Source organism: Bacteroidota bacterium, from assembly GCA_020402865.1.
Lineage (GTDB): Bacteria > Bacteroidota > Bacteroidia > Palsa-965 > Palsa-965.
In genome coordinates this window covers 110720-135163 of sequence record JADBYT010000015.1, presented here as the reverse complement: position 1 = coordinate 135163, position 24444 = coordinate 110720, and the positions used below count along the sequence as shown (strand labels likewise).

Annotated in this window: 24 protein-coding genes and 1 pseudogene; 13 read left to right on the top strand and 12 right to left on the bottom strand. The window is 46.1% G+C overall.

Translation table 11 applies throughout. The annotated features are described in order from the left end of the window. The first annotated feature begins 36 nt into the window (after positions 1–36). On the top strand, positions 37–444 hold the full coding sequence (locus tag IM638_11550; protein MCA6363662.1) for a MaoC family dehydratase: 408 nt from the start codon (positions 37–39) through the stop codon (positions 442–444). A 34-nt stretch (positions 445–478) separates the two neighbouring features. On the opposite strand, the gene IM638_11545 is transcribed toward IM638_11550, so the two are convergent. Continuing rightward, complete coding sequence (locus IM638_11545) at positions 479–637, bottom strand: hypothetical protein (protein ID MCA6363661.1); 159 nt, start codon at positions 635–637, stop codon at positions 479–481. 15 nt (positions 638–652) lie between these two features. Continuing rightward, the gene (locus tag IM638_11540; GenBank protein ID MCA6363660.1) at positions 653–2122 is read right to left on the bottom strand and encodes a GAF domain-containing protein; all 1470 of its coding nucleotides are present in this window, start codon (positions 2120–2122) and stop codon (positions 653–655) included. A 78-nt stretch (positions 2123–2200) separates the two neighbouring features. On the opposite strand from IM638_11540, the gene IM638_11535 reads away from it, so the two are divergent. Next, positions 2201–3010: an alpha/beta fold hydrolase gene (locus IM638_11535; GenBank protein MCA6363659.1), complete on the top strand. Its 810-nt coding sequence runs from the start codon at positions 2201–2203 to the stop codon at positions 3008–3010. 167 nt (positions 3011–3177) lie between these two features. On the opposite strand, the gene IM638_11530 is transcribed toward IM638_11535, so the two are convergent. After that, on the bottom strand, positions 3178–4212 hold the full coding sequence (locus IM638_11530) for a patatin-like phospholipase family protein (GenBank protein ID MCA6363658.1): 1035 nt from the start codon (positions 4210–4212) through the stop codon (positions 3178–3180). A 104-nt stretch (positions 4213–4316) separates the two neighbouring features. Here IM638_11530 and IM638_11525 point away from each other — a divergent pair, with 104 nt between their 5' ends. The 4 genes from IM638_11525 (at position 4317) to IM638_11510 (ending at position 6061) form a co-directional block, all read left to right on the top strand. After that, complete coding sequence (locus tag IM638_11525) at positions 4317–4793, top strand: hypothetical protein (protein ID MCA6363657.1); 477 nt, start codon at positions 4317–4319, stop codon at positions 4791–4793. A gap of 9 nt (positions 4794–4802) precedes the next feature. Beyond that, positions 4803–5111, top strand: a complete 309-nt coding sequence (locus tag IM638_11520) for a hypothetical protein (GenBank protein ID MCA6363656.1) — start codon at positions 4803–4805, stop codon at positions 5109–5111. A 146-nt stretch (positions 5112–5257) separates the two neighbouring features. Next, positions 5258–5734 (top strand): hypothetical protein, encoded by a 477-nt coding sequence (locus IM638_11515; GenBank protein ID MCA6363655.1) that lies wholly within the window; start codon positions 5258–5260, stop codon positions 5732–5734. 9 nt (positions 5735–5743) lie between these two features. Beyond that, complete coding sequence (locus IM638_11510) at positions 5744–6061, top strand: hypothetical protein (GenBank protein ID MCA6363654.1); 318 nt, start codon at positions 5744–5746, stop codon at positions 6059–6061. A gap of 40 nt (positions 6062–6101) precedes the next feature. On the opposite strand, the gene IM638_11505 is transcribed toward IM638_11510, so the two are convergent. The 4 genes from IM638_11505 to IM638_11490 form a co-directional block, all read right to left on the bottom strand. Continuing rightward, on the bottom strand, positions 6102–6869 hold the full coding sequence (locus IM638_11505; protein ID MCA6363653.1) for a 3-hydroxybutyrate dehydrogenase: 768 nt from the start codon (positions 6867–6869) through the stop codon (positions 6102–6104). A gap of 89 nt (positions 6870–6958) precedes the next feature. Next, on the bottom strand, positions 6959–7825 hold the full coding sequence (locus tag IM638_11500) for a leucine-rich repeat domain-containing protein (protein ID MCA6363652.1): 867 nt from the start codon (positions 7823–7825) through the stop codon (positions 6959–6961). Further along, a complete protein-coding gene (locus IM638_11495; protein MCA6363651.1) occupies positions 7825–10806 on the bottom strand; it encodes a T9SS type A sorting domain-containing protein in 2982 nt (993 codons plus the stop codon). Before IM638_11495 ends, IM638_11500 begins: the two co-directional genes overlap by 1 nt. Before the next feature lie 251 nt (positions 10807–11057). Continuing rightward, positions 11058–12023, bottom strand: a complete 966-nt coding sequence (locus IM638_11490) for an aldo/keto reductase (GenBank protein ID MCA6363650.1) — start codon at positions 12021–12023, stop codon at positions 11058–11060. A gap of 398 nt (positions 12024–12421) precedes the next feature. On the opposite strand from IM638_11490, the gene IM638_11485 reads away from it, so the two are divergent. The 6 genes and pseudogenes from IM638_11485 (at position 12422) to IM638_11460 (ending at position 17569) form a co-directional block, all read left to right on the top strand. Beyond that, a complete protein-coding gene (locus IM638_11485) occupies positions 12422–13429 on the top strand; it encodes an oxidoreductase (protein MCA6363649.1) in 1008 nt (335 codons plus the stop codon). Between the two features lie 269 nt (positions 13430–13698). After that, positions 13699–15195, top strand: coding sequence for a hypothetical protein (locus IM638_11480; protein ID MCA6363648.1), 1497 nt, complete (start codon positions 13699–13701; stop codon positions 15193–15195). 158 nt (positions 15196–15353) lie between these two features. Continuing rightward, a complete protein-coding gene (locus IM638_11475) occupies positions 15354–15620 on the top strand; it encodes a transposase (protein MCA6363647.1) in 267 nt (88 codons plus the stop codon). Between the two features lie 20 nt (positions 15621–15640). Then, positions 15641–16402: pseudogene (locus IM638_11470) on the top strand (IS3 family transposase). Continuing rightward, positions 16383–16649: a transposase gene (locus tag IM638_11465; GenBank protein MCA6363646.1), complete on the top strand. Its 267-nt coding sequence runs from the start codon at positions 16383–16385 to the stop codon at positions 16647–16649. The pseudogene IM638_11470 and the gene IM638_11465 overlap by 20 nt, the downstream one beginning before the upstream one ends. A gap of 161 nt (positions 16650–16810) precedes the next feature. Further along, positions 16811–17569 carry an IS3 family transposase gene (locus tag IM638_11460; GenBank protein MCA6363645.1) on the top strand — a complete coding sequence of 253 codons (759 nt, stop codon included), beginning with the start codon at positions 16811–16813 and terminating at the stop codon, positions 17567–17569. A gap of 284 nt (positions 17570–17853) precedes the next feature. On the opposite strand, the gene IM638_11455 is transcribed toward IM638_11460, so the two are convergent. The 3 genes from IM638_11455 to IM638_11445 are packed head-to-tail and all read right to left on the bottom strand — an operon-like array spanning position 17854 to position 20951. Next, positions 17854–18546, bottom strand: a complete 693-nt coding sequence (locus tag IM638_11455) for a hypothetical protein (protein ID MCA6363644.1) — start codon at positions 18544–18546, stop codon at positions 17854–17856. Further along, on the bottom strand, positions 18506–20323 hold the full coding sequence (locus IM638_11450; GenBank protein ID MCA6363643.1) for a hypothetical protein: 1818 nt from the start codon (positions 20321–20323) through the stop codon (positions 18506–18508). Before IM638_11450 ends, IM638_11455 begins: the two co-directional genes overlap by 41 nt. Further along, the gene (locus tag IM638_11445; GenBank protein ID MCA6363642.1) at positions 20316–20951 is read right to left on the bottom strand and encodes a hypothetical protein; all 636 of its coding nucleotides are present in this window, start codon (positions 20949–20951) and stop codon (positions 20316–20318) included. The genes IM638_11450 and IM638_11445 overlap by 8 nt, the downstream gene beginning before the upstream one ends. 158 nt (positions 20952–21109) lie before the next feature. Here IM638_11445 and IM638_11440 point away from each other — a divergent pair, with 158 nt between their 5' ends. Continuing rightward, complete coding sequence (locus tag IM638_11440) at positions 21110–22375, top strand: hypothetical protein (protein ID MCA6363641.1); 1266 nt, start codon at positions 21110–21112, stop codon at positions 22373–22375. A gap of 162 nt (positions 22376–22537) precedes the next feature. Here IM638_11440 and IM638_11435 read toward each other — a convergent pair whose 3' ends face one another. Both IM638_11435 and IM638_11430 read right to left on the bottom strand, forming a co-directional pair. Then, entirely contained in the window at positions 22538–22834 is a 297-nt protein-coding gene (locus tag IM638_11435; GenBank protein ID MCA6363640.1) for a hypothetical protein, read from the bottom strand. Positions 22835–23127: 293 nt separating this feature from the next. Continuing rightward, entirely contained in the window at positions 23128–23793 is a 666-nt protein-coding gene (locus IM638_11430; GenBank protein ID MCA6363639.1) for an IS1 family transposase, read from the bottom strand. Positions 23794–24444: the final 651 nt, after the last annotated feature.

The window sequence follows — 24444 nt, the reverse complement described above, 5'->3', positions numbered from 1 at the left end:
TTTATTTTCGCTGAAAATTAAAACACCTGCACAGTTATGATCATCGACAACGGCACCGTTTACACACACGACTTTCGTTTTACCCAAAAAGATGTTGAACAGTTTGCAGCCGTAACCGGCGACAGCAATCCGGTGCATCTCGACGAGGCTTATGCAGCCACCACCATGTTTAAGCGCCCCATTATGCATGGTTTTCTGGGAGGCAGTGTATTTTCGAAGGTGTTTGGCACCTTGTTTCCCGGCGAAGGCACCATTTATCTGAAACAGAGCATGGCTTTTATGCGCCCCATGTTTGTGGATACTGACTATGAAGTGCGCATGACGGTGAAAGAAGTAAACCGCGAGAAACACCGCGCCACAGTAGAAACCATAATTGCCGACAAAAACACGGGCGATGTGGTAATAAGCGGCGAGGCAACGGTGATGAATGTAAATCGTATTTAACGTTCGGAATGATCAGGTTCCGGCGCCGGATAAATCAGCAGCCGAAAAGTTGTGCGCCGTAATAAAGGCCGGCAAGCCACAACAATCCCTTGATGAGGAAAAACAGAAATGCGCCAATGGCTGCATACTTTTTCCACTTCCCGCGTGGTTTGGTTTGTGCATCAGAATTAGCGGGGAGATTGTCTTCCTCCATATAATCTTTACCAAATTATATATCAAAGGTAAGGGTGAACTCGGTTCCTTCGTTCGTTTTCATTTCAAGTTTCGCCGAAAGCCGCTCACTGAGTTCATTTACAAGTTTCAGCCCGGTACCTTCGGCAAAGGCGGCCGGTTGCCAGATTCCGTTGTCTTTCACGGTTACCGTAATCGAGTTTCCGCGTTTATCAAGTTTGAGTACCGTAAATGGTTTCTGATCGGCAGAAAAGGCATGCTGTGCGCTGTTCAGCATCAGTTCATTGATAATTACGGCACAAAGCATCGCCTTATTTAACGGCAACTGACAGTGATCTATTTGTGTAGTAAGTACGGCATCTTCGCGAAAAGCGAGGTGTTTCATACTTCCGGCCATATCAATAAGGAAATTGCGGAAGTTGATTTGCGAAATCGTATCGCTTTGATAAAGCTGCCGGTGCAATTGATTAAGGCTGGCAATGCGCGCCTGCAGATCGTCGAAAAGACGGGTGTGATATTCATCACGGGCATCCGCTTTTTTCAGCCGGATCATATCACTGATCAGGTTAAAACTATTCCGCACACGATGATTTACCTCGCGAAGCAGCAATTGCTTTTCGGCCAGTGCTTCTTCCAGTTTTAGCTGAGCCTCGCGGCGGCGGTGCGTTTCGAGGGCCTGCGCCAGAAGCTGGGCAATGGTTAATGCAAATTTTTGCTCCGAAACATCCCAGAAACGCATGCGGTTTAACTCTTCAAAACAAATCAGGCCCACCATTTGGCCAGCCACACGCACAGGTACATCAAGCATTGATTTGATACCAAATTTTCTGATGTAACCTTCCGCCAGTTCGCTTGTCTGCTCGTCGTTTGCCGAATCAATTGTTACAATAATATCTTCCGACTGAAGCAGCTGAAAATACTGAGGAAGATCTTCACGGCTGAGAATTACATTTTCGAGTGCCTGATTCGTTTCCCGGTCGTAATTCATTATACTGCGAATGGCTGAAAACCCATCTTCGATAAGCCAGATGTTTACGCGTTCCACACTCAACGTTTCCGCCGACCGGGCTGCAATTTCGTGCAAAGCCGATTGAAAATCGCCATTCTGAAGCAGTGTGGAACGGGTGAGCGCATCTTCCGTGTCTTTTTGCCGGTGAAGCTTTCCCCAATAATCAACGGGTTCTGAAATGTTACGCACATACATCACCATCTCATTCTCCGAAATCATCTCCTGAATGACCGATGCCGTAAATGTATTACCCGCTGCATTGATAAACTGCCTGATGTCGGCCCCGCGTTCCACGTTGAGGTTAACTCCTGTTGACTCGAAAAGAATACGGGGAAGCGGTGCAGGTGATGTAAACTTTGTAATTGAAAGGCCTGCAACTGTATCACCAAATAACTCTTTTGCCGCATGGTTTGCATAGTGTATCACCAGATGCTTATCCAGCAGCATGGTGGGCAGGGGAGAAATATCAAGCAAATGCCGTGCGTGTGCTTCGTTCATGGCAACAGGTTTGAATAGTTAAATTTGCAGCTGCGAAACAGCACAAATTTTCCGTATCAAGCTAAATGTAAGAAAAGTATGGAATATAAACTTGAGAATGATATCACACTTTATTATGAATTTTCTTATGTGCCCGAATCAGCCTGTGTACTGGTTTTTCTGAACGGACTTTCACAAAGCACGGTGGCGTGGACGGCGGTGGCACCGGCATTTGCGGGGCAGTATTCTGTACTTCTCATTGATCTGGTTGATCAGGGCCGTTCGGGCAGCAGTGCCGGATTCAGGAGTTTCGATGCGCATGCGGCCGATGTGGCTGCGCTGCTTACACACCTCAATGCCGGCAAAGCGGTGATTACAGGTATTTCATACGGCAGCGCGGTGGCACAGCACTTACTGGTAAACCATAGTTCACGCTGTGCAGGAGCATTGCTTCTGTCCACATTTGCGCACAGTACGCCGCATTTCGAAGCCATTGGCGAAAGCTGGAAAGCGGCATTGCTGGCAGGCGGATATCCGCTTATGCTGGATGTAATGCTGCCCACGGTACTTGGCAAAAGCTACTTTGCCAATCCGTTCATTCCCATTGCCACGCTCAAAGAAAGCCGCGTGGCCTCAAACCTTGAGCCTGAGCGGCTGCTGCGCCTCATGCAGGCCACCGAAACGCGTGGCGATTACCGCCCCATGCTTGCACGCATTGCTGCACCGGTAAGCGTGGTGCAGGGCGAAGAAGACATACTCATTCCGCCTGATGTGGCCAGGCATGTGGCCGATGCAATTGCCGGTGCAAAATTTACCGTACTGCCAAAGGTGGGGCACACGCTCAATCTTGAAGCCATTCCGCATACCATTGCCGCCTTGCGCGAATTGCTGAAGGAACTGGTAATTTGAAACACCGGTGGTTTGAATAACCAGCCTGGATTGCTCCGGCAGAAATTGCGGGAGGAAAGCCCGGAAGGTGTACACTGCCTGTCAGGTATAACCCTGCTGAGATTTGCAGCGGAAAGCCAGTACAGCAGGTTATTTATTGCTTCTCCGGTTCGCTCCTGATCCCTTTATTAATAACGGTTCAGGAAATGTTCGTGAATATCGAACGTGGAGCGTAGCCCTACCTGATCATATTCAGTTTCGAGCCATTCATCGGCAATGCGGCGGCCTTCTGCTTTGAGGTGTTGCAGAAATTCCCACGAGGTATTGAGTTTGCTTGAATAGCTGAGGTGATCGAGTGCGGAGTAGCCGGAAATGCAATGCACAAAAATTTCGCGGTCCTGTTCGGGCAAGGTCATGCCACGGCGCAGGAGTTCGTTGCGATAATGCACCATGTGCATTTCGTTAATCAGGCTGCTGTTGAAACTGATTTCGTTTGCACGTTCGGTAATATCGCGCGCGGTAACGGGAAGTTTGTGAATGTTGATGGAGTTGATTTTCACCAGCAGCACATCGTGCGTTTCGGTTTCGGAAATGAGCGGTGTGAGGGGAGGATTGCCCATGTAGCCGCCATCCCAGTAATGCTCGCCCTCTATTTCCACGGCCTGAAAAAGCATGGGTAAACAGGTGGACGCCAGCACGGCATCAACCGTAATTTCGTGGTTGTGAAACACGCGTGCGCGGTTTGTTTTTACGTTGGTGGCGCACACAAAAAGTTTCTTGGTATTGTAATGCTGCAGCTCGCGGAAATCGATAAGTTCGTTCAGAATATCCTTGAGCGGGTTGTAGTTGAACGGATTGAGCTGGTAGGGCGAAAGCGATTGCGAAATGGCGTTGTAAAAAAGATAGCCGGGCGAGTTGTAAAGATCACCAAAGTTCATGCCTCTGTCCCACGGCGATGGCTTGAAAAGGAAGCTGCCGTACTGCGCCACTTTGCGCCAAAGCTGTTCGAGCAGTTCTTTGGCTTTATCGGGACCGCCGGTGTGCAGGCCGTAAGCCAGTGTAACCGCGTTAACCGCGCCTGCGCTGGTGCCGCAAATACCTTCGGCCACCAGCTCAGGCACTTCAAGCAACCGGTCGAGCACGCCCCAGGTAAACGCGCCGTGCGCACCGCCACCCTGAAGGGCAATGGCTACCTGTTTTACGGCTTTGCGTTTGTTGGGCATGAGGTGGATTGAAATGTGAGGTGGCAAAAATACGGTTTATTGGCGGGTGTGAGTGGTTTGTTTGATTTCTGCATTTATATTTAACATGGAGCTGCAAAGCGCATATGATACAAAAGTTCAGATTTGATTTCAGAGGATTGATTCAGCCACCCAAATTATTTACACTCACGCAGGAAGAGTTTGTACACTACTTTGTACAAACCGGCACACGACAGTTTATTTACAGCGGGTTTGAGAATTACATTATTGGACTGAAAAAAATCTGCAACCAGCCATTTACACTCTGGATTGACGGGAGTTTTACCTCTCAGGAAAGATATCCCAACGACATTGATATTTGCGTATTTCTTGATTACAAGCTGCTGGAAAAGCACGAAATGAGACTTGAACGCTTCAAATCACCCGTGTCGGTAGAAGAATATGGTGTAGATGCGTTCTTTATTCGTACCTATCCCCAACCACATCCTTCGGCTAAAATCACCGAGCTGGATAAGAAATATTGGTACGATTGGTGGACGCACACCCGACCGGGAAGGAAAAATTTAAAGTTAAAGAAAGAATTTATAGAAATTATTGAATAAATTTGCAGTATGGATAAGAAAGATAAATTCTGGCGGTTAAAAAATCTCATCCATAATCTGAGAGAGATTGATTTGGTTATTGCTGAACATCGCCGTTTGGACAGTGATAATATTATGATAAATCAATACGAAACCCATAAAGTAAAACTGCTTGGACAGTTTTTTGAAGAAGCTAAGTTAGTGCGCTCAAAAAACGGTGTTGCGGATGCGTATTTCCTCGGGCTTCTGGCAAAGAAATATTTTCAGAATACGCCCGATCAACCTACGGCTGATTGGATTACAGACCCGGAGTATCAGAAATTGCTGAGTGCAATCTAATCCATCCCCATATCATTTGTAAAACTCTTCCACGGCTCGATTTCATGCAAAGGTAAACCCGCTTTATCGCTAATCAGCTCAAGGCATCGCAACTCCATCTGTTGCAGCGTTAGTTGTTCGAGGGTTTTTAAATAACTAAATAAAGTATGAATAGACTGATCAAATTTAATTCAAGAGGATTTCTGGAACCTCCTGAACCAATATTTATGACTATTACAGATATCGAGAGCCATTTTGTTACAAATACTTATAGAAAATCGCTGTTTGCAAATTTACTGACATATATTTCAGAACTAAATAAAATTTGCCGGAAACCACTCAGGTATTGGATAAATGGAAGTTTCGCTACAAAAAAAGCAAATCCATCAGACATCGACTTATGTGTATTTATTGAACATCAACTTTTTGAGGAGAACAAGGATGTGTTAAGTCATTTTGGATGTCAGAAAAACAGCACTTTCCCAACGATTGATGCTTACATTGTTTTAGTATATCCCGAAAATCATCCGACCTTCAAAAGCACATACCTCGATACAATATTTTGGTTAAATCAATGGTCGAAAACAGCACCAAACAGAGCACGAAAACAGCTTAACAAGGGGTTTATTGAAATAATTGCTTAACTTTAATACATGGACTCGCAAGATAAGCTAAACAGACTACTCAATCTTATTGAAGAGTTAAAAAAAATTGATGCTCAAATTCTTGAGCATAAAAAATTAGGCTCGCATCAATTTACTATTGAGCAATATGAAAATCTTAAAATAAAAGTGTGGGGAAAATGTATGCAGGATATACTTTCCTACTCCTCTCATCGTAACAATTTGGGCAAACCAGACATTTATTTTTTGGGACAAATTGCTATTAAATATTTCCAGAAAGCCCCCTATATTGCAGATATAACAGAATCTTCTTACCCGGAATACGCACAGCTATTAAAAGCTATTTAATCGTAATTATTATTTAGAAGTATTATACAAACTGGCTTTTTTACTGTGCATTCCACCCGCCATCAACCGGCAGTGCAGTACCCGTCATTAAATCGGCCGCAGGTGTGCAGAGGAACACGCAAAGCGCACCCAGTGCATCGGTAGTCACAAATTTTTTCACTGCATGTTTTTGCAGCATCACTTTGCTGATTACTTCTTCCTCACTCATGCCGTGTGTTTTGGCCTGATCGGCAATTTGTCCGCGCACAAGCGGCGTATCTACATAGCCGGGACAAACCGCATTGGCGGTAATGCCGTGCGGCGCACCTTCAAGCGCGGTTACTTTGGTAAAGCCCACAAGTCCGTGCTTTGCCGCCACATAAGCCGATTTGAATTCGGAAGCTACAAGTCCGTGCGCAGAAGCAATGTTAATGATGCGTCCCCATTTGCGCGCTTTCATGCCGGGCATTACCAGCCGTGTGGTGTGAAATGCAGCCGTAAGATTGAGTGCAAGAATCATATCCCACTTCTGCACCGGAAATTCGTCGATGGGTGCCACAAACTGCATTCCGGCATTGTTCACCAGCACGTCCACCGGGCCGAGTTCAGTTTCGGTACGATTTACAAAAGCTTCAATGGCTTCGGGCTGCAGCAGGTTGGCATCAGAAAAAATTACACGCACGCCAAATTCGGTTGCAAGCGCACCGGCAATTTCAGGGCCGTTTTTTTCAAGTCCGTTCAATGCAACCTGGTAACCGGCCTGTGCAAATGCGCGTGCAATGCCTAAGCCAATGCCGCTGGAAGAACCGGTGATGAGTGCTGTTTTCATGTGATGTAATCAGTTTTGGCGCTCAAAGATAGTGGTGAAGTGCGTGAAATTGCAGTTAAATAAATTCAATTGCAACGCAAACCTCTCTCCTACTCCTTCCCGTCAAACAACACATCGCAACGCGGCAGCAGGGCTTTTATACATTCCACTTCGTAAAGTGTCATCGGATTGCCGCGCAAATCAAGCACCTCGAGCCGGGTGAGGTAGCAAATGCGGCTGCTGAGCCGGGTAAGCTGATTGCCTCGCAGCACAAGGCGTTTGAGCTGTGTGAGCTGATAAATTTCTTTAGGTAATGTGGTGAGTTTGTTGCCCGTGAGATTGAGTTCGCGTAGTGTTTGAAGCGAACCAATTTCAGGACTAACCGTACTGAGACTGCAATTGTAAAGCGAGAGTTTTTCAAGCCGCTTCAACGTGGTGATGTGCCAGAGCGTACTGTCGGTGGCCATACTCATTACATGCAGTTCATTGAGATACGGCCATTTGTGTTGCAGCGAAGGGAAATGCAGCGTGTCGCTGTTTCGGGAAAGTGTAAGTGTAAACAGTGCAGCCTGATTGACCAATGCTGCCGGCAGCGTGTCAAATGCTGTGCCTGCCAGCTCCACATAACGCAGCGACGCCGGCAGCGGTGTACTGTCGCTGAGTGTGCGCAGTGCATTGCCTTCGCTGCGCAGGTAAAGCAGTGAGGCAAGCGAATAAAACTGCACAGGCAGCACGCTCCAGTTGTTTTGCGAAAGTTGCAGACCCTGCAATTGCTGGAATTTTGCAAGCGGACGAATCTGCTTTTCGGTAAGCGGGCCGGTGAGCTGCATTTTATACACCAGTGCCGGTTCGCGGGCGGCCATTTTCAAATCGGTGTACACCGGCGAACCGGGCGGCCCCATACGATCCATTAGTGGCGACTGTGCAGCAGCCAGTAAGGAAAGCAAGGCAGAAAAAAGCAGCAGCAAAAATTTCATCAGTGGCGAATTAACGGAATTTGCAGCAATTTACCGCCACAGTTTATCTCAGCGGTGTAAATGCCTGCGGCCAGCGGCGATGTATTCAACGGCATCACTACCCGCCCGCCGGCCAGCATTTGCGGCGGTTGCTGCATGACTACACGGCCGGCTGCATCGCGCACACGCACCTCAACCACTGCCGCAGCGGGTAAACTGAGTTGCAGGTATAGCACCTCAGTAAACGGATTGGGATAAGCCTGCACCTTTATTTCGTGCGGAAGCCACACTGCGGTGCTGAGTTCGGCCAGTTGTCCGTTGCTGCTGCCGGGCATGCTTACCAGGCCTGCGCCGTTTGTACTTCGCACGCTTGCGTAGTACCATTGCCCCGGCGTAAGTACAAGCGGTGCATGCTGCACGGCGGTGGAATTATGCACCGTCCAGCTCACCACATCGGTGCCGCCGGGCGTGGTGCCAAACGCATACTCGTAAACCTGCAAGCCCGAATGCGGATCGGCTGCGGCTGTCCAGTTGGCTTCCAGCTGCGTGAGTATAAACGTGGTATCAATATCCGTCGCTGCACCATCGTTTACGCTCACCGGCTGCGGTGGTGTCCAGTCCACGCGCACGGTATCTTCACGCACGGCCGATAAATTCAGCGCCACATCGTTGCTCAGCGAACGGATACGGCCTGCGGCGGCCAGCGGATTTATACTCTGGTAACGCAAATCGCACGCCGCACAATTCCCCACATTCACCACCGTTCCCGCATTCGCCACACGCGAACGGTACACGCGGAAGTTGTCTATCGACCAATTACTATTGCCACTGCGGAACGAAATGTATGTGCCATTCTGGTAGGGTTGCGTATCGGTCCAGCTTCCCGCAAATCCGTCATTCACATACACCACAATTTTGCCGAGCATACGATCATAACTCACTTTAAAATCGTACCACACATTATTGCTGAGCGGAAAACTTACCGTGTGCTGCAACGAAAACACATCATTCACCACTTTGTAAAATTCAATTGTACCCTGATCAAGTCTGAACCACACGAAATACGAATTGCCACGATTGGCAAGCGCACCGCTGTCGGAAGCAAAGTGAAAACCGGCGCGGCGGTTGTTGCCTGTACCGGTAATTTTCCCCTGCCAGTGATAGCAGTAGCGGTTTGATAAATTTTGGGTGAGTGAGGCGTAGATATTTGTGTTCGTCAAACCTTCATCGCTTTGTACAAGTTGTCCCTGCGCATTTACGTTCCATGTGCCGGTGGCAATGGTCCAGTCGGGATGCAGGGTCACAAAATCATCGTTAAAGAAACCGCGCTGCGCATTGGCGCGCCACGCGCTGCCGTTGTAATCGCTTACCTGATAAAATGCTTTTTCAATTCCGCTTTGCGTATCGGTATCCGTAAAAGTGGCCGTAAAGTTTTGTGTTATCCAGCCTGGCGGCAACGCAATGGAAGTTTGCGGCACAATGGTATCGGCAAGGCAGCTCCACACCGCCATGTAGCCCGGCCGCGTGGTGGCATTGTCTGACTTGAAACGCAACGTAAGCGTGCTTCCGGTTGACTGCACCGTGCCCGGCGAGTTTGTGCCCGTATAGCTGCCAATGAGCGGCGATGCGGTGGTTGGCCCGTCATACAGAAAAAGTGTATCGTAGTTTGCTTCCACATCAAAACTGCCAAAGGCAAGCTGCACGCGGTAAGCACCGGCCGGAGCAATGGTATATGTATAACTTTCACCGTCGTAATAATTTCGTGCCGGGCCGCCCATGTCCCAGAGTGTATCGCTGCACGCCACAACCGCACAGGTACTCAGCCGGTCTTCAATGGCGTTCCAGTAATCCATGTAGCCATTGTCGTAGCCAAGCGCCCAGATGCCAATGCCGCCCAGGTTGCGCTGGTTTACAATGTCAAAACGGCTGCGCATGCTGTTGCCGTCGTTTATAAAACACTGGCGCCAGTTTCCGGCAAGCTGATAGGTGAAATATGGCGTAAAGCTATTGGGTTCCCAGAGTTGGGTGGAGTAATAACCGTTTGTGTTGGTGCGCACCACTTCATACGTGCGCGATGCCGTGAAATTGCCTGTGGTAGCCGCCGGCACAGCCGATGATACAGTTTCCCATTCACGTCCGTAATAAGGCAACCCAAGCAGCAACTTCCCCGATGGCATGCCTTGCCGCAAATAAAACGTAATGGAACGCGAAAGGGTGTAGTTGTAGCTGGTTTGAAAATTATACAGCGGATCGTTGGGCCCGGCCGTGGTGCTTCCCGACCAGTAATAATCATAACCCATAATAATAAACGCATCCACATTGGGTGTAAGTGCAGCAATGTCAAACACATTCCCCCAGTCAACCGCATACAACGCCATACTCACTTCCGAACCGGGAATGGCCGCAGTGAGTTGCGTTTTGAGCTGGGCGATAAAAGCAGTAAACGCATTCCTGTCTGACGAAGCCATGCCTTCAAAGTCGATGTTTACGCCTTTTCCGCCACGGGCCTGCAGCAAATTAATGATGTTGGTAATGAATGTTTGTTTGGCCGTAGTGCTGTTTAAAAATGTGCTGTGACTGCCAAAAAGTGTAGCGCATATGTGTACATCCACATTATTGTTCAGGGCAGCCGTAACAGCAGCACTCGTGCTCCACTGAAAAGAAGCGTTTGTATTGTTGCCCGTGGTGGGGCTCACGGCATAATCAAAGTAGCACAAATCACTCAGCAGGTTCCACTGATAATTGGTGTACACACTGCCCACCCAATACGGATGCCAGCCAAACACGCGGCGGGTAAGTGTGCAGCTTTGCGAAGCCTGAGGTGCAACCAATGCAGCCGGCGCAGCCATGCCGCCCTCCGCTACACGAAGACTATCCCAGAAAAAATCATCATGCACACCCAGCGTCGCATAATGCTGTGCCTGTTGCTGCATATCAGACACATACTGTGCCTGTGTGCGCAAGCACACCAAAAAACATACACCCAGAAAAAGAAAACGCATGCAAAAAGGTAAGACTTTTTCCGCACCACCTCACACATCCCGCAAAGCATCCCCCCCACAGAGCAGATACGAAGCGCCCAGCAGGGCACCAGCCCCACGATCCCCGTAAGGGCGCGACGCTCGCGCCCCACGACCAAAGCCCCAAGATCCCTAGACATCCCAAATCACACTCAAAACATCCCCCTACACAATCCCCCCAAAAAAATACACCCCACACGCACACACTCCCCCATACTCACCTACACGCCCCCTCACGCTCCCAAAATCCCCTCAATCCTCCCCATCACCTCATCAGTAAGCAGCGGCAGTGCCTCCAACGCTTTTAAATTCTCCTCCAGCTGCCCCACTTTCGAGGCCCCAAGAATGGCTGTGCTTACATTCGGGTTTTTCAAACACCACGCAATACTCATGCAGGCCTGCGAAACGCCAAGCTCTGCAGCCAGCACGGCCAGCTTACGCGATTTTTCAATCTTATCGCCGCTTTCGCTGCCAATGGTTTTTTCCTTCAGCCAGCCTAAATCGTGGCGGTGTATGCGTGTATCATCGGGCACAGCATCGTTGTATTTACCCGTAAGCAGACCCGACGCAAGCGGCGACCAGATGGTAGTGCCCAGACCGTGCTGCGCAAACACCGGCGCATACTCTTTCTCAAAGCGTTCGCGCCAGAACAGGTTGTACTGCGGCTGCTCCATGGTGGGCGCAATCAGGTTTTGTGTGCGCGCCACTTCAAACGCTTCCATCAGTTGTGCCGCGCTCCATTCTGATGTGCCCCAGTACAGCACTTTGCCCTGTGTAATCAGGTCGTGCATGGCGCGCACGGTTTCGGCAACGGGCGTGTTCGGATCGGGGCGGTGGCAGAAATATAAATCGAGATAATCCACCTGCAGGCGTTTCAGCGCCGCGTGGCAGGCTTCCACCACATGCTTGCGGCTAAGACCAATCTGGTTGGGCAGTTTGCCACCCCAGAATACTTTGCTCGATAACACATAGCTGCTGCGGTCCCACTGCATCTTTTGCAAAATGCGCCCCATCACCAGTTCCGATTTGCCGGCGGCATACACCTCGGCATTGTCGAAAAAATTAATGCCGCTGTCGTAGGCCAGTTTCATGCAGCTTTCGGCCACATCGTCGCCTATTTGTGCGCCAAAAGTTACCCACGAGCCAAAAGAAAGTGCACTCACCTGAAGGCCGCTGCGGCCGAGACGTCTGTATTCCATTTTTTTTAATGTAAGGTGTATAATGAAAAGTGAATAATAAAATCCACCTCAAAATTAAAGTTAATATATCAGTAATGAGTTTTCCGAATTCTCATTTCCCAGATTCCCGATTCCCGTAGCAGCGCGATGCATCGCGCTGCTACGAGGATTCAACACGGGAATTCAACACGGGAATTCAACACCGAAATTCACAACCCAAATTCACAACCCAAATTCACCACCGAAACTCACGACCCAAATTCACCACCCAAATTCACCACCCAAATTCACCACCAAAATTCACCACCAGAATTCACCACCGAAATCCCCCCATTCCACATTAAAATTCCCCTTCACATGATTTCCTCTCACACACGACACCCCTATTCCCCATTCCCCCGATCTCATTACATTCGCGTATGAAAATTTTCGGCCTTGCTTTTTTGCTTTTTCTTTCGTCGCCATTGGCAGCGCAGCAGCTCACCACGTTTACCACCGGCACCGATGCCAGTTTACGCGGCATTTGTCCCGTTAGCGACCGCATCATCTGGGCATCCGGAAGTAAAGGCACGGTGGGCCGCAGCAGCGATGGCGGGGCGCATTGGGAGTTTAAGCAGATTCCGGGCTACACCGCGCTCGATTTTCGAAGCATTGTAGCGTTCGATCTGGCTAATGCGCTGGTGGTGAGTGCAGGCACGCCGGCTGTGATTCTCAGAACAATGGATGGTGGCCGCACCTGGAGCGAGCGATACAGCAATACCGACTCCGCTTACTTCTTAGATGCAGCCGCATTCTGGAATAAAAACCGCGGTGTAGTGCTGGGCGATCCTGTAAACGGCCATTTTGTGCTGCTGCATACGTTCGACGGTGGTTTTACCTGGCAGCAGGCGCCACAGGCACAATGCCCCGCTGCGGCTGAAGGCGAGGCTGCCTTTGCCGCCAGCAACAGCAGTTTGCAGGCCCTGCCGGGCGGCGTACTCTGGCTGGCCACCGGCGGCACACAAGCCCGCCTCTGGCTCTCTACCGATTACGGCCAAACCTGGACCGAACGCCCTTGCCCCATGCTGCACGGCCAGCCCGGAACCGGCACCTTTGCCATGACCTGGCGAAATGCCAGCCAGGGCATCATCACAGGCGGCGATTACACCAACGACAGCCTCCGCACCGACCATGTTTTTTACACTGTTGACGGCGGCCGTCACTGGATTGCCCCCAAAACCCCCACCGGCGGCTACCGCTCAGGCGTATGCTGGCTAAACGGAAAAACCGCAATAGCCACCGGCCCCAAAGGCACCGACATCACCACAAACGGCGGTAAAACCTGGCGAAAGCTGAGTGAAAACGGCTATCATGCCGCCAAAGCTGCACGTCGGGGCAAACGGGTTTTCCTGAGCGGAAGCAAAGGCCGCATTGCTGCGGTGAAGTAAGGCTCCCGTTTGGGCACAAAAAAAGCCTGTTTTAGCAGGCTCGTTTCCGGTTTGAGGTTGGTCAGGGCTTCGATTTGCTGTCGCCGTTTGTATTTACTACAATGTTCAGAAGTGTCAATATGAGTTCCATAGCGTTTTTGTATTTGGTTCGATACAAAAAACCATGATATTTTTTAGAAGAACTATTACATTTGAGGTACAAAAAACCAGAAATCATTTACGTGAGGAAATTTAGGTCATTTATTGAGACTGATATTTCAGCGTTCCATATGCTTTTACTCCTGCTTCGAAGTCAACAGCAAGGAGATATAATTGTTATAAGACGTTACCTGAATATGATGAGGGATGGAGAAACTGTATTATCACAGCTTCTTGACTTTATGATTGAAAGACCTACAATTCCCCCTACTGAATTAGAAAGAATTACTGCAGATGAATTTGGCAATGACTATAATAAGCGGGTTTATGAGTTACGGGAGAAGGTAATTCATGCTATGAATACCGATTGGTACACACAACGCGCCGGAAGATTTAGCGAACGAACGCAAGTAAGAGCAACTTTAAAGCAAAAATTAGACGCCGCTGATATTATCTGGCAAATGTCTGATAGCATGGCTACGTGGTTGCTTCAAAGAGTTATTGCTCAAGCCGAAAAATATGAACTATATGGCGAATTAAGTCGTGCTTTAATGATAGCCCGGCAAAATCTGAGTTTGAGGTTAACATCAGAGGAATATTCAAGTGTAAGTAGTCAAATAGAAAATACAAGAAAAGCAGAAGATGGCGTATTGCTGGCTAGCCGATTAAGAGAAGAAGCTGGTCATAGACAAAGAAAAACAAATGAAAAAGAATTCGAGTGGCACGACCTAGCTATATCTAAAATTTTTGAACTCGAAAAAGAATCAAAGTCCAAAACAATCCGCTTCTATCGTTTTCTTCTTCAAGCTGATTTGCATAGTCAACAAAAGCATTGGGATAAATCATCAGAACTATTATCTGAAGCTTGGCAACTAGTTGAAAAAGAAAAAGCACTCAATCTTCCTCACCTAAAAATAAGTGTACGCCTATTACAAGCCGACAATTTGCTTTTTGCAGGACATTTTGATGCCGCACTTAAAGCGGCTCAGAGTGCATCGCAACAAATAAAAGCTGAAAACTTCAATTGGCTGGTCGCTAAAAAACTAGAAGCTGATGCACTTTTTTACAGCGGAAAGTATAAAGAGGCTTCATTAATTTATAAAATGGTTATCAAACATCCTAATGGTAACTACGATGAAAATTATAAGGATATTCTCCGTTATTCCATCGCATCTTCTAGTGTAGCTGAAGGAAACTATCAGGGCGCAATTTCAGTTTTAAATGATATAACCATACTCCCGCGGCAAAATAAAACTGGCTTCAATCTGGCAGTTCGCGGCTTACATGCACTTTGTCTTATAGCACTTGATGATCACGCTCAGTTGTTTGATGAAATGCAAAAACAGCGAGTGTATTATAGCCGTCTCAGCGTCAATTCACAAGTGAGCCCACGAAATGTAGCACTCTTCCGTATTCTTCTTGGATATGCATCTAATCGTGGTATTGATCACAGTCGTGTATTTACTGACCGAGCAGAACATATTGAGAATTTACGGACCGGAGCCAATGGCTGTGAGTGGCAGCCCAATGGTTTTGAGATGATTGTTTACGATCAGTTTTTGGATGCGCTTGCTGCCGGGGAGCAGTACGATTTCATGCTTCCGGATTATTTGTACCGGGTGGGTTAAGATTAAAGGTAAAGATCGTCCAGGTTAACTTGGGGTTAGAGTCCAGCGAATAAACTGTCCAATTTTATTAACCCGAAACGATCTTTATTGTATTTGTAACCTCCCCCAAACTTCGGACAGGCAAAAGTTGAAATACTTAACTTTAAACCTGTTCAATCATGAAAAAATCACGTTTCAGCCAGTCGCAGATCCTTTCTGCGCTCAAAGAGTACCAAGCCGGAAAAAGTTCCGCCGACCTATGCCGCGAGCTGGGTATTAGTGTGCAAACGCTTCACAACTGGAATAAAAAGTATGGCGGCATGGAGTCGGAAGACCTCCATCGTTTACGCGAACTTGAGCAGAAATACAGCCAGTTGCAGAAGATGTATGCCGATCTGGCGATGGACAATAAAGTCCTCAAAGACGTATTGTCAAAAAAGTTCTAAAGCCCTGTGAGCGCAAAAACATGGTGGTGTATATCTATGAACATCACCGTTATAGCCTTATCAGGGCTTGCAAATTAGTGAACCTTTCCCGCTCGATGTACTATTACGTGCATCGCAAAGATGACAGCGAAGTAATAGAAAAACTGGCTTCATTAGCGAGCGCAAAGCCCATGGAAGGCCAAGATAAACTCTATGCCCGCATACGCAATGAAGGCATCTGCTGGAATCGTAAGCGCATAGCTCGGGTGTACAAACTCATGAACCTGCACAAGCGCAAACGCACACGCAAGCGTTTGCCTGCACGCATCAAAATGCCCTTACTCATTCCAAATCTTCCTAATCAAACCTGGTCAATGGATTTTATGCACGACAGCCTGATCAATGGCCGTCGATTCAGAGTGGTAAATATTATCGATGATTACAATCGAGAACTGATGAAGACAGCGCCTTACTTCAGTATCAGCGCAGACAGGTTAGTGCAGATTGTGGATCGCACTATTCTGGAACGTGGTAAACCCAAAACCATCCGTGTAGATAATGGCCCGGAATTTATCTCGCTGCGCCTGCATGAATGGAGCCTGGAAAAGGGGATTCAGCTACAGTTTATTCAACCCGGAAGACCGATGCAGAATGGGCTGATTGAACGATTTAACAAGTCATTCAGGCAGGATGTATTGGATGCTAATCTGTTCGAGAATATTATGCAGGTGAAGCCTTCCCTTAAAACCGCTACGCTCAAAACTACTAACTTTCGCAGAGCGTATGAAAAAATCAAAATTCACCGAGAGCCAGATCGTATCGATACTGGAAGAGCACAAAAAAGGTGTAAAAGTTGTGGATTTATGTCGTCAGCACGGCATCAGCCAGCCCACGTTTTACCAATGGCAGCGTAAATATTCTGGTCTGAGTGTGAACGAACTTAAGCGTATCAAAGAACTTGAAGCCGAACTAGCACAGTACAAACGCATTGTTGCCGAGCAGACCTTACACATCACCGTGCTGAAAGATGTAATCGAAAAAAAGTTGTAGGGCCTGATCAGAAGCGGGAGTTTATAGCACACTCACTGATCAAGCATCCCGCACTGAGTCTTCGTCAGGCCTGCATTTTGTTCAATCTGAGCACTTCGGTTTACTACTATGAATAAGTAGAAAAAGAAAATGACACAACGCTTTACAGCCGATTAACTGAACTGGCAGAGCGTTATCCCACCTGGGGCTTCTGGAAATTGTTTCATAAGCTTCGTTCAATGGGTATTATTGTCAATCATAAACGCCTGTACCGCATTTACAAACAGCTAAGATTAAATCTTCGTCGTCGCACCCGCAAACGTATTCCACAACGTGTGCGCGAGCCGCTGGTGCAGCCATTAATACCCAACCTTCACTGGAGCATGGATTTTATGCATGATGGATTGTTTACCGGAAAATCGTTCCGCACGTTCAACGTAATCGACGATTTTAACCGCGAAGCACTCAATATCACTGTGGCATACAGCATCACCAGTGAACGCGTTATTCGTGAACTGGAGCAACTGATCGATTGGCGGGGAAAACCCGAGCGCATACGTGTGGATAATGGGCCGGAGTTCATTGCTTCAGCACTGGCTGAATGGTGCAGTCATCCAACGCGTCGCATTGAGCTGGTGTTTATCCGCAAAGGAAAACCTTCTGAAAATGGTTATGTAGAACGATTTAACCGAACCTTCCGCGAGGATATTCTTGACCGCCATCTGTTCGATAATGTGGAACAAGCGCAGGAATTTGCCCATCAATGGATGTGGATGTACAATAACGAACGCCCACATGAATCGCTGAACAATCTTACACCACGCGAGTTCTTACGCAGATATGGAAAGATCCATTATGCACTATTCTCCGAAGATTTGTTCCCTACTTTTTTACCTGACATGAAACAATCAAATCAATCTTCTCTATATTTATCGGCGTAGCTGATTTGGGGAAGGCTTCATAAGAACTTTTTTGAACTTCAAAGCCGATCTATTTTGATCGGCTTTGTTTTTTTTATTGAATGCGCTGCAAATCAGCAACTACGAATATTCGTAGGGTTTTACCCCAGGTCTCGTGGAGAGCGCGCCCCGTTTCGTGTGAATATTACATTCGTACTATATTCTGTTTTTCAAGAGATTAAGTCTTGTTTTTGACTTTTGTTTAAGCGCAGGTGACAGATTGAACATGACCCCATTTTGAACATGACCAGCGCGCTCACGATTCCTTATTTCCAGAAATTTGGCGCCGAAAATAAATAATTTATTTTTATGCTTTTTTTAACACAAAAAATAGACCCCGAATAGTTAGGATAAATTGTAGAACGTTTAGGGTTAAGAAAGTCCTTTCCCGAAAGAAATAACCCATCGATACTTACACGATATAAAATTGAAAAACTAGTTTGATTTGTTTTTTTTACTGTAGTGTCAATTTCATTAGAAAAAAGAGTTGTTAGATCCTCTTCTGAAGAAACCAGATATTGATTATTAGGATATCCTCGTTTCTTTAACCATTCTTTAGTCTGATTAGAATAATCAGAATTACTTCGAAGATGATACATAGAATAAACTTCATTATAAAAAACACTATCAGGAGATGGATAACCACTTACGTGCTCAACATAAATTTGATTTTTTATCAATGATAGATAATTCATAATAGAAAGAGATTTTTCTAAGTTTTTTTGAAAATAAATTTTAGTAGTGTAGTTTGGCAATTTATAATCCACTTGATTTTCAGTGTTATTTAACTGAACATATACAACAATATAACCCGTTGTTTTAATTGACTTTAGTTTATTGTCATGACTATCTGATTTAAAGGCACAACAAATTATGATAATAAAAATCGCACTAAATATTGACCGGTTAAATAGCATATTATTTAGGTTTTGTTGTAGTCTTTGGTTTTTGTGCTTCATTATTCGAAGATTTTTTTTCTACTGTACCGGGACTACTATTCAATATATTATATACTTGTGTGTATTTTGGTAGGTCTAGCGTATTATTTGAATACTTCATCATTCCTTTAGAATCATATATTTCTCCGTTTTGGGTAGTAATTGTTTTTCCATAGATTGGATCCAAATATCCTCCGGCTAATCCATTTGATATCTGTTGAAATGATGGTTCAATGCCAAAATGCCCCAACCCTAACACGTGACCAGACTCATGTACTTCATTTTCAGCAGTAAAAGCCCCTGCATTTTTGAAAAAAACTGCTTCTTTATTATTCCCAATTGATTGAGTGTTGGCCTGCTCTTCTGTTGACTGTGAAAAATCATGAGAGGCTTGATTAAAAGTTGCTTCACCAAATAAATAAACGCCGGAAAATGCATCATCTTGTTGATATTTTTTATATTCTTCACTATTTTCATCTGTAAATACTTCAACTTGAACATCAAACTGTATTTTATAAGGAGTTCCTGCTCCCGCTCCTCCTGATACTGCAGTAACATTACCTTCAGGATCTGTAGTAATAAGTAAATTCCAGTCAACTGAATTAAGAAGCTGATTATATTGTTCCCAATGTTCTTGTGAAAGTTTTTTGACATCTAAATTAGTTGGTACATTCCCTCCTCCTGATCGGTTTGAAAAAGCAGCATATTTCATGTGTATTATAATTGTGTTCCCGGTTACGGTAAACTTTTCTAACCCATCAAGATCAATCGCTCTTATTGGGGTATTACTCGCAAATTGATACGGAGTCAACATAGGATATTGTTTAGTCAACGGATCAACACTCAAAAACTTCCCTAACCGCGCATTATAAATCCGCATTCCATAGTCCTGCAGATCGCTTTCAGTATCGGTTTCTTTGCCATTAAAATCATACCGATACTTCCCGGAAGCAGAAGTAAATGTTCGTCCCGCCAACGGCGCGCCAAAGGCACTATAATCAGAAGTCGACCGCACATCCGCCATGTAGTATTCCACATTAGCAGTAGAACCAAGTTGCTTGGTGAGTTTCCTATCAGACACGGTCACCAACACATTACCAAGATGGTTGGATAACTCATACATTTTCAGTCCCAGCTTGCGTTTGGGTGTCTGTGTATTCACCGCCGCCATCTTGGCTTGCGTAGGCACAGTGTTGGGGATTAATTCTCCTTCAGCCGTGTAGTTCCCACTCCACGCAAAGGTATTCGTAGCGTTAATGTTTTCCGTTTCCCGGTCATCGATGCCGAGGCGCGAACTGCCATAAAGATGCGACTCTTCCAACACCAGCTTATCGGTAGCCAGCTGGGTATTGATATCCGCCGTGAGGCTACGCTTGTAGGTAGCCATCACATTACCCTGCGCATCGCGCACATAATACGTGTATGTCCAGTGTTCCTGTGTCATCACCCCGGGTACATCGCGGTCTTTGGCCAGCTTCATTACCCGCTGGCCGAGCGCATCATACTTAAAGGTAAGTTCTTTTTTCGTACTGCCGGCAGTTCTGGTAATATTCGCAATCTTTCCGTACACCGTCCACGAGATATTCGCGATCTGCTCCGCCGCATCGCTGGTGAGCTGCCCGGTGGCATCGTAGGTGTAATTGCCGGCGCTGTGGTCTTCCAGATCATCCGTGTAGTTGCCCGGGGTGCCGGAGTCGTCCACGTAGGCTAATTTGTTGGTCGCATTGGTCGGTGTAGCGGTGGCCGGGTTGTAGGTGCTGCCGGTGTTGGTGTAGTACCAGTACTGCAGGTTATCCATGCTCAGGCCTGAGGCATTGGTGCCGTTTCTGAGTTGGGTAATGATATTTCCGTTGGCATCGTAACTGAACACGTTGCGGTACTCGTTCGTGTTGCTCAACGAAGCATACGCGGTTGTGCTCGTGCCCGTGTAGGCCTGATGCAGGGTAATACGGTTGAGCTGATTCCCTCCATTCGTCGGGATAAACTTCCTTGTACTGATTATATACCAGCCCCAGGTTTTGCGGCAAGGCAGCACCATTGGGCTTTTGCAAGGCCACCGCCATGCCCTTGATGTTGCCGTTATACAGGTCGTTCACCCCGCTGGTCGCGTTCGGCGCATCGTTGTATAGACTCTGTACATTCGTGTTGATCGGTTTATAATCGCGCTTACCGGTGGCGTTGTTCCAGAAGTAATCCAGCGTAAATCCGAACGCATCGGTTCCAAAGTTGCTGTGGATGCCCTGCTGACTGGCTATGTAGTTGGTCGCATTCGTGTTGTGTCCGTCTTTGCCGATGTCCTTGTCTCTGTCCAGCACATTGCTGTTCACACCCTTGATCCAGCCCTGGATCGTAAACACATAATCCGTGCCCTGCACCTGCTTCTCGCCAAGCTCGGTTCTGTTGATTGGAGCGGAAGTAATGTGCAATTAATTACTATTCACTCCGGCTTTCCGCTGCAACTCCTCGGGAGTTTGTTAGTAACGAATACAAACTACACCTGCGGGGTTTCCGCTGCAATCCGGGCTAATTTATCAAACCGTTTGGTGTTTCAAAATACCTTTATTCGTCACAACTCATAACCCCAATGCAAAAGCGAAGTTATCACCCCATGCTCATTGTGCTGTTTCACTTGCAGCTAATCGACGCACACGTACTGAAACAAATCCCATATTCCACACGCACCTATTGGAAACATCTCGAACAAGAAAAACAGTTCGGTTTTGAAGTCGTTGAGGATTATCTTTTGCGCAATGCCGACATCAAAGCCGTTTATACAAGCAAATTAGTTTTCAAAGTATGCCGCTTTGTGTGCCGCATTCATTCTGTGTTTACGCAAGTTCAAAAATTATTCCGCGAACGGCCGGCTCAATTCAAAAAACAGATTGCAGAACTACTTGTACAATCAGTTGATTCGATCTGTAATTATGTGTCTGTTGAAGTCGCCGCACGTATTATGAATATCAGCAGCGATACGTACTATCGGCTGCGAAATGAATTGGTGTGTATGCGCTCACGTACACGAAGATGTTTTTGGCAATACCCACAACAGCTTTCGTTGCGCGAAGTGCAGGTAATTGATAATGCCGTAAACGATCCGGCTAATTTCAGATTGCCACTTTCTACGGTGTTTTTCCAATTACTTCGTGCCGGGAAATTATTTTGTTCGCTCAGTACGTTTTACAAGTATATTCCGAAAATTACCCGGGAACAAAAGGCCAAACATATTCGACAGATTTTGAGAGCAGCTTTTCCGTTTGAAATGCTGCACGTTGATATTACCGAGATCATCACCGAAACAGGCAAACAAAAAGTCGCTTTTATCAAGGATAATTATTCGAGGGCTATTCTAAACTTCGCTGTTCTCCCGTCTGCTGCCTCGGTATTTATCAGAGATCTGTTTGCACAAACGTTTTCTGCTTATCAAATTGGCGACTACGTGAAGCACGTTTCTATTGTTTCCGACGGTGGTTCTGAAAACAAAGGCGAACTATTGGTGTGGATTGCCCAGCAAGTAGTACCCGAAGTTCGTAAACTGACTTCGGGAATTGATGTACGTTCAAACTCAATGTCAGAAAGCATTCATCATACGCTCAAGAATGAATATCGTTTGCGATTTGGTGTTCCTCGTGATTTGGTCGATTTGGTGAAGCGGTTGCAGGACTTTGTGCATTATATGAACCATGAGAAGTTTCCGATTGACCATTACGGCTACTCATGTTGGGAAGTATTGCACGGTGCTAAACCTGATCGTAAGCGATTTACAACGCAAATGGCTGAAGCCAGAGCAATCAGACTGGAAGAAAACCGTTCAGTAAGTTGCCTCAAAGGTATTGGATGTGCGAAAATGTAAGTTCAACGAGCGAACAACCAGTTTTTCCGAGAGACGTTTTTTTAAAGTAGATTTTCCAGTAAGTCAAAGAACTTTTTGAATTGTAAAGCCGATCTATTTTGATCGGCTTTGAAGTTTTATTAAATGTGCTGAAAATCAGCAACTACGAATATTCGTAGGGTTTTACCGCAGGTCTCGTGGAGAGCGCGTCGCGTTCGGCGCATCGTTATAAAGGCTCTGTGCATTCGTATTGATCGGTTTGTAATCCTTCTTGTTCGTGCTGTTGTTCCAGAAATAATCCAACGTAAACCCGAACGCATCAATTGCGGTGTTGCTGTGGATACCTTGCTGGCTGGCAATGTAGTTGGTGGCATTGGTGTTATGGCCGTCTTTGCCGATGTCCTTGTCTCTGTCCAGCACATTGCTGTTCACACCCTTGATCCAGCCCTGGATCGTAAACACATAATCGGTGCCTTGCACCTGCTTCTCACCAAGCTCGGTGCGGCCCAGCGGGCCGTGCAGGTAGTACTGGTATTTTCAAAAAGCAATAGAAGCGATCTTATTGTCACACTAAAATACCGTCCGCTCCCGTCTTCCGTTACAACTCCTCGGGAGGATGTACATCGCTAAAGCATTTTTCTCCCTGCGGGGTTTCCACTACAGCCGGGGCTAGTTATTCATACCGTTTGGCTCAATAAATATCCAGCATGTTAAAGAGCATAATTATACAGTATAATATAATACTTTTATCCGAATAACCTACACAAAAACACTCAACTCCAACAATATATTTTCACTCTCGCCAGCAAATGATTCAGGCTTTTCGCACTACAAACTTCATCGCGTCGCAAACTGGCAATGTGTATGCGTAAATTCAAATGATGCCGTTCAATGCGAGAAAGCAATTTCTTTGCTATATTATGAATGGTTTTCGGAATCAGACTTTCATAAGTAGGTAACCCGTCGGTGTAAATTCTCTTTGGCGACACTTTTAAAATGTAATTGATTAACCCTCGAAAATCCTCTTTGCACCTGCTTCCCAGACTTACTGCCGAAATTTGTTTGGTTCTTCGGTTAAACGCCGAAAGCAACCAGCACTCTTTTTTAGGTACTCCCGCATGAGTTTTTAGTTCGTCTATTTCATAAGTGTCCCCTGTTTTATCAGGGATTGGGTTTTTCAATGTCCTTGCAATAGTCAATGTTCGTTTTTGAAATGTGTTGAACGCAATTCCCAGAGCTTTTGCTGTTTGACGAAGTGTGCCACCAACTTTTAGCCATTTGCTGATCTGACTGTTTGTATTTGGCTCGCAGGCTTTGTATTTATATGTGGCCTGACAATATAGCTTGCAGGATTTACAGAAATACCGCTGAGTACCATTGGCTTGGAAGCCACGACGAATAAGGGATTGCGAGCATTTTAGACAGTTCATTTTCATCATGCGCTAATTTGATGCACTGCTTTGAGAAGCACCCTCTCAAAATCGCTTTAGAAAAGCGTTTGAGAAAAGTGCCATATTGTGAGCCACCTTAAATTGGGTGTTATTACTCGCCTCTAAGATGTCAATGAACTGGAATTCAGTTTATTATTGTTCCGTGCGCTAATTTGACGCACGACTCGACTCGCCCTAATTTGATGCTCGTGTTCTTACTGTATTATTTCTTAAATAAAGGATTCTTAAGTAAACTAATGAAATTTCATTCTTGTAATCAAATCGTTCCAAAGTATATTCATCAAATAATGAGTTACAATAACTCCCATTAAATCTTAGACATGAAGTATCAGTTTCACATGAAGAATAAAAGCCCATTTCAGTTAATCGAAATTTTTTTCCTAATAAAGAGATTGAATCAGATAAATATATCTCATTACTAAGACACTTAGAACAACCTCTAAAATAAATTTCAGCCTCCTTATTATTCTCACAATACATATAATATTTTTCAATCTGAGTAGTATCATTAGGATAAAATGATAATGTAACTGAGACTATATCATCTCGATTTTGAAAAAGACAAGGTAAATGGTCTCTTTCTTTTTCTGATTTAATAGACTGTATGTAATTTTCAATAACTTTCAAGTCATTAATAAA

Bases quoted from the DNA above. Each gene is read 5' to 3' on its own strand.
- IM638_11455 (MCA6363644.1), bottom strand. From the start codon at position 18,546: ATGAAGCACAAAAACCAAAGACTACAACAAAACCTAAATAATATGCTA.
- IM638_11490 (MCA6363650.1), bottom strand. From the start codon at position 12,023: ATGGAATACAGACGTCTCGGCCGCAGCGGCCTTCAGGTGAGTGCACTT.
- IM638_11515 (MCA6363655.1), top strand. From the start codon at position 5,258: ATGAATAGACTGATCAAATTTAATTCAAGAGGATTTCTGGAACCTCCT.
- IM638_11530 (MCA6363658.1), bottom strand. From the start codon at position 4,212: ATGCCCAACAAACGCAAAGCCGTAAAACAGGTAGCCATTGCCCTTCAG.
- IM638_11505 (MCA6363653.1), bottom strand. From the start codon at position 6,869: ATGAAAACAGCACTCATCACCGGTTCTTCCAGCGGCATTGGCTTAGGC.
- IM638_11500 (MCA6363652.1), bottom strand. From the start codon at position 7,825: ATGAAATTTTTGCTGCTGCTTTTTTCTGCCTTGCTTTCCTTACTGGCT.
- IM638_11465 (MCA6363646.1), top strand. From the start codon at position 16,383: ATGAAAAAATCAAAATTCACCGAGAGCCAGATCGTATCGATACTGGAA.
- IM638_11545 (MCA6363661.1), bottom strand. From the start codon at position 637: ATGGAGGAAGACAATCTCCCCGCTAATTCTGATGCACAAACCAAACCA.
- IM638_11430 (MCA6363639.1), bottom strand. From the start codon at position 23,793: ATGATGAAAATGAACTGTCTAAAATGCTCGCAATCCCTTATTCGTCGT.
- IM638_11520 (MCA6363656.1), top strand. From the start codon at position 4,803: ATGGATAAGAAAGATAAATTCTGGCGGTTAAAAAATCTCATCCATAAT.
- IM638_11495 (MCA6363651.1), bottom strand. From the start codon at position 10,806: ATGCGTTTTCTTTTTCTGGGTGTATGTTTTTTGGTGTGCTTGCGCACA.
- IM638_11540 (MCA6363660.1), bottom strand. From the start codon at position 2,122: ATGAACGAAGCACACGCACGGCATTTGCTTGATATTTCTCCCCTGCCC.
- IM638_11475 (MCA6363647.1), top strand. From the start codon at position 15,354: ATGAAAAAATCACGTTTCAGCCAGTCGCAGATCCTTTCTGCGCTCAAA.
- IM638_11480 (MCA6363648.1), top strand. From the start codon at position 13,699: ATGCTTTTACTCCTGCTTCGAAGTCAACAGCAAGGAGATATAATTGTT.
- IM638_11525 (MCA6363657.1), top strand. From the start codon at position 4,317: ATGATACAAAAGTTCAGATTTGATTTCAGAGGATTGATTCAGCCACCC.
- IM638_11450 (MCA6363643.1), bottom strand. From the start codon at position 20,323: ATGGATAACCTGCAGTACTGGTACTACACCAACACCGGCAGCACCTAC.
- IM638_11535 (MCA6363659.1), top strand. From the start codon at position 2,201: ATGGAATATAAACTTGAGAATGATATCACACTTTATTATGAATTTTCT.
- IM638_11440 (MCA6363641.1), top strand. From the start codon at position 21,110: ATGCAAAAGCGAAGTTATCACCCCATGCTCATTGTGCTGTTTCACTTG.
- IM638_11550 (MCA6363662.1), top strand. From the start codon at position 37: ATGATCATCGACAACGGCACCGTTTACACACACGACTTTCGTTTTACC.
- IM638_11510 (MCA6363654.1), top strand. From the start codon at position 5,744: ATGGACTCGCAAGATAAGCTAAACAGACTACTCAATCTTATTGAAGAG.
- IM638_11485 (MCA6363649.1), top strand. From the start codon at position 12,422: ATGAAAATTTTCGGCCTTGCTTTTTTGCTTTTTCTTTCGTCGCCATTG.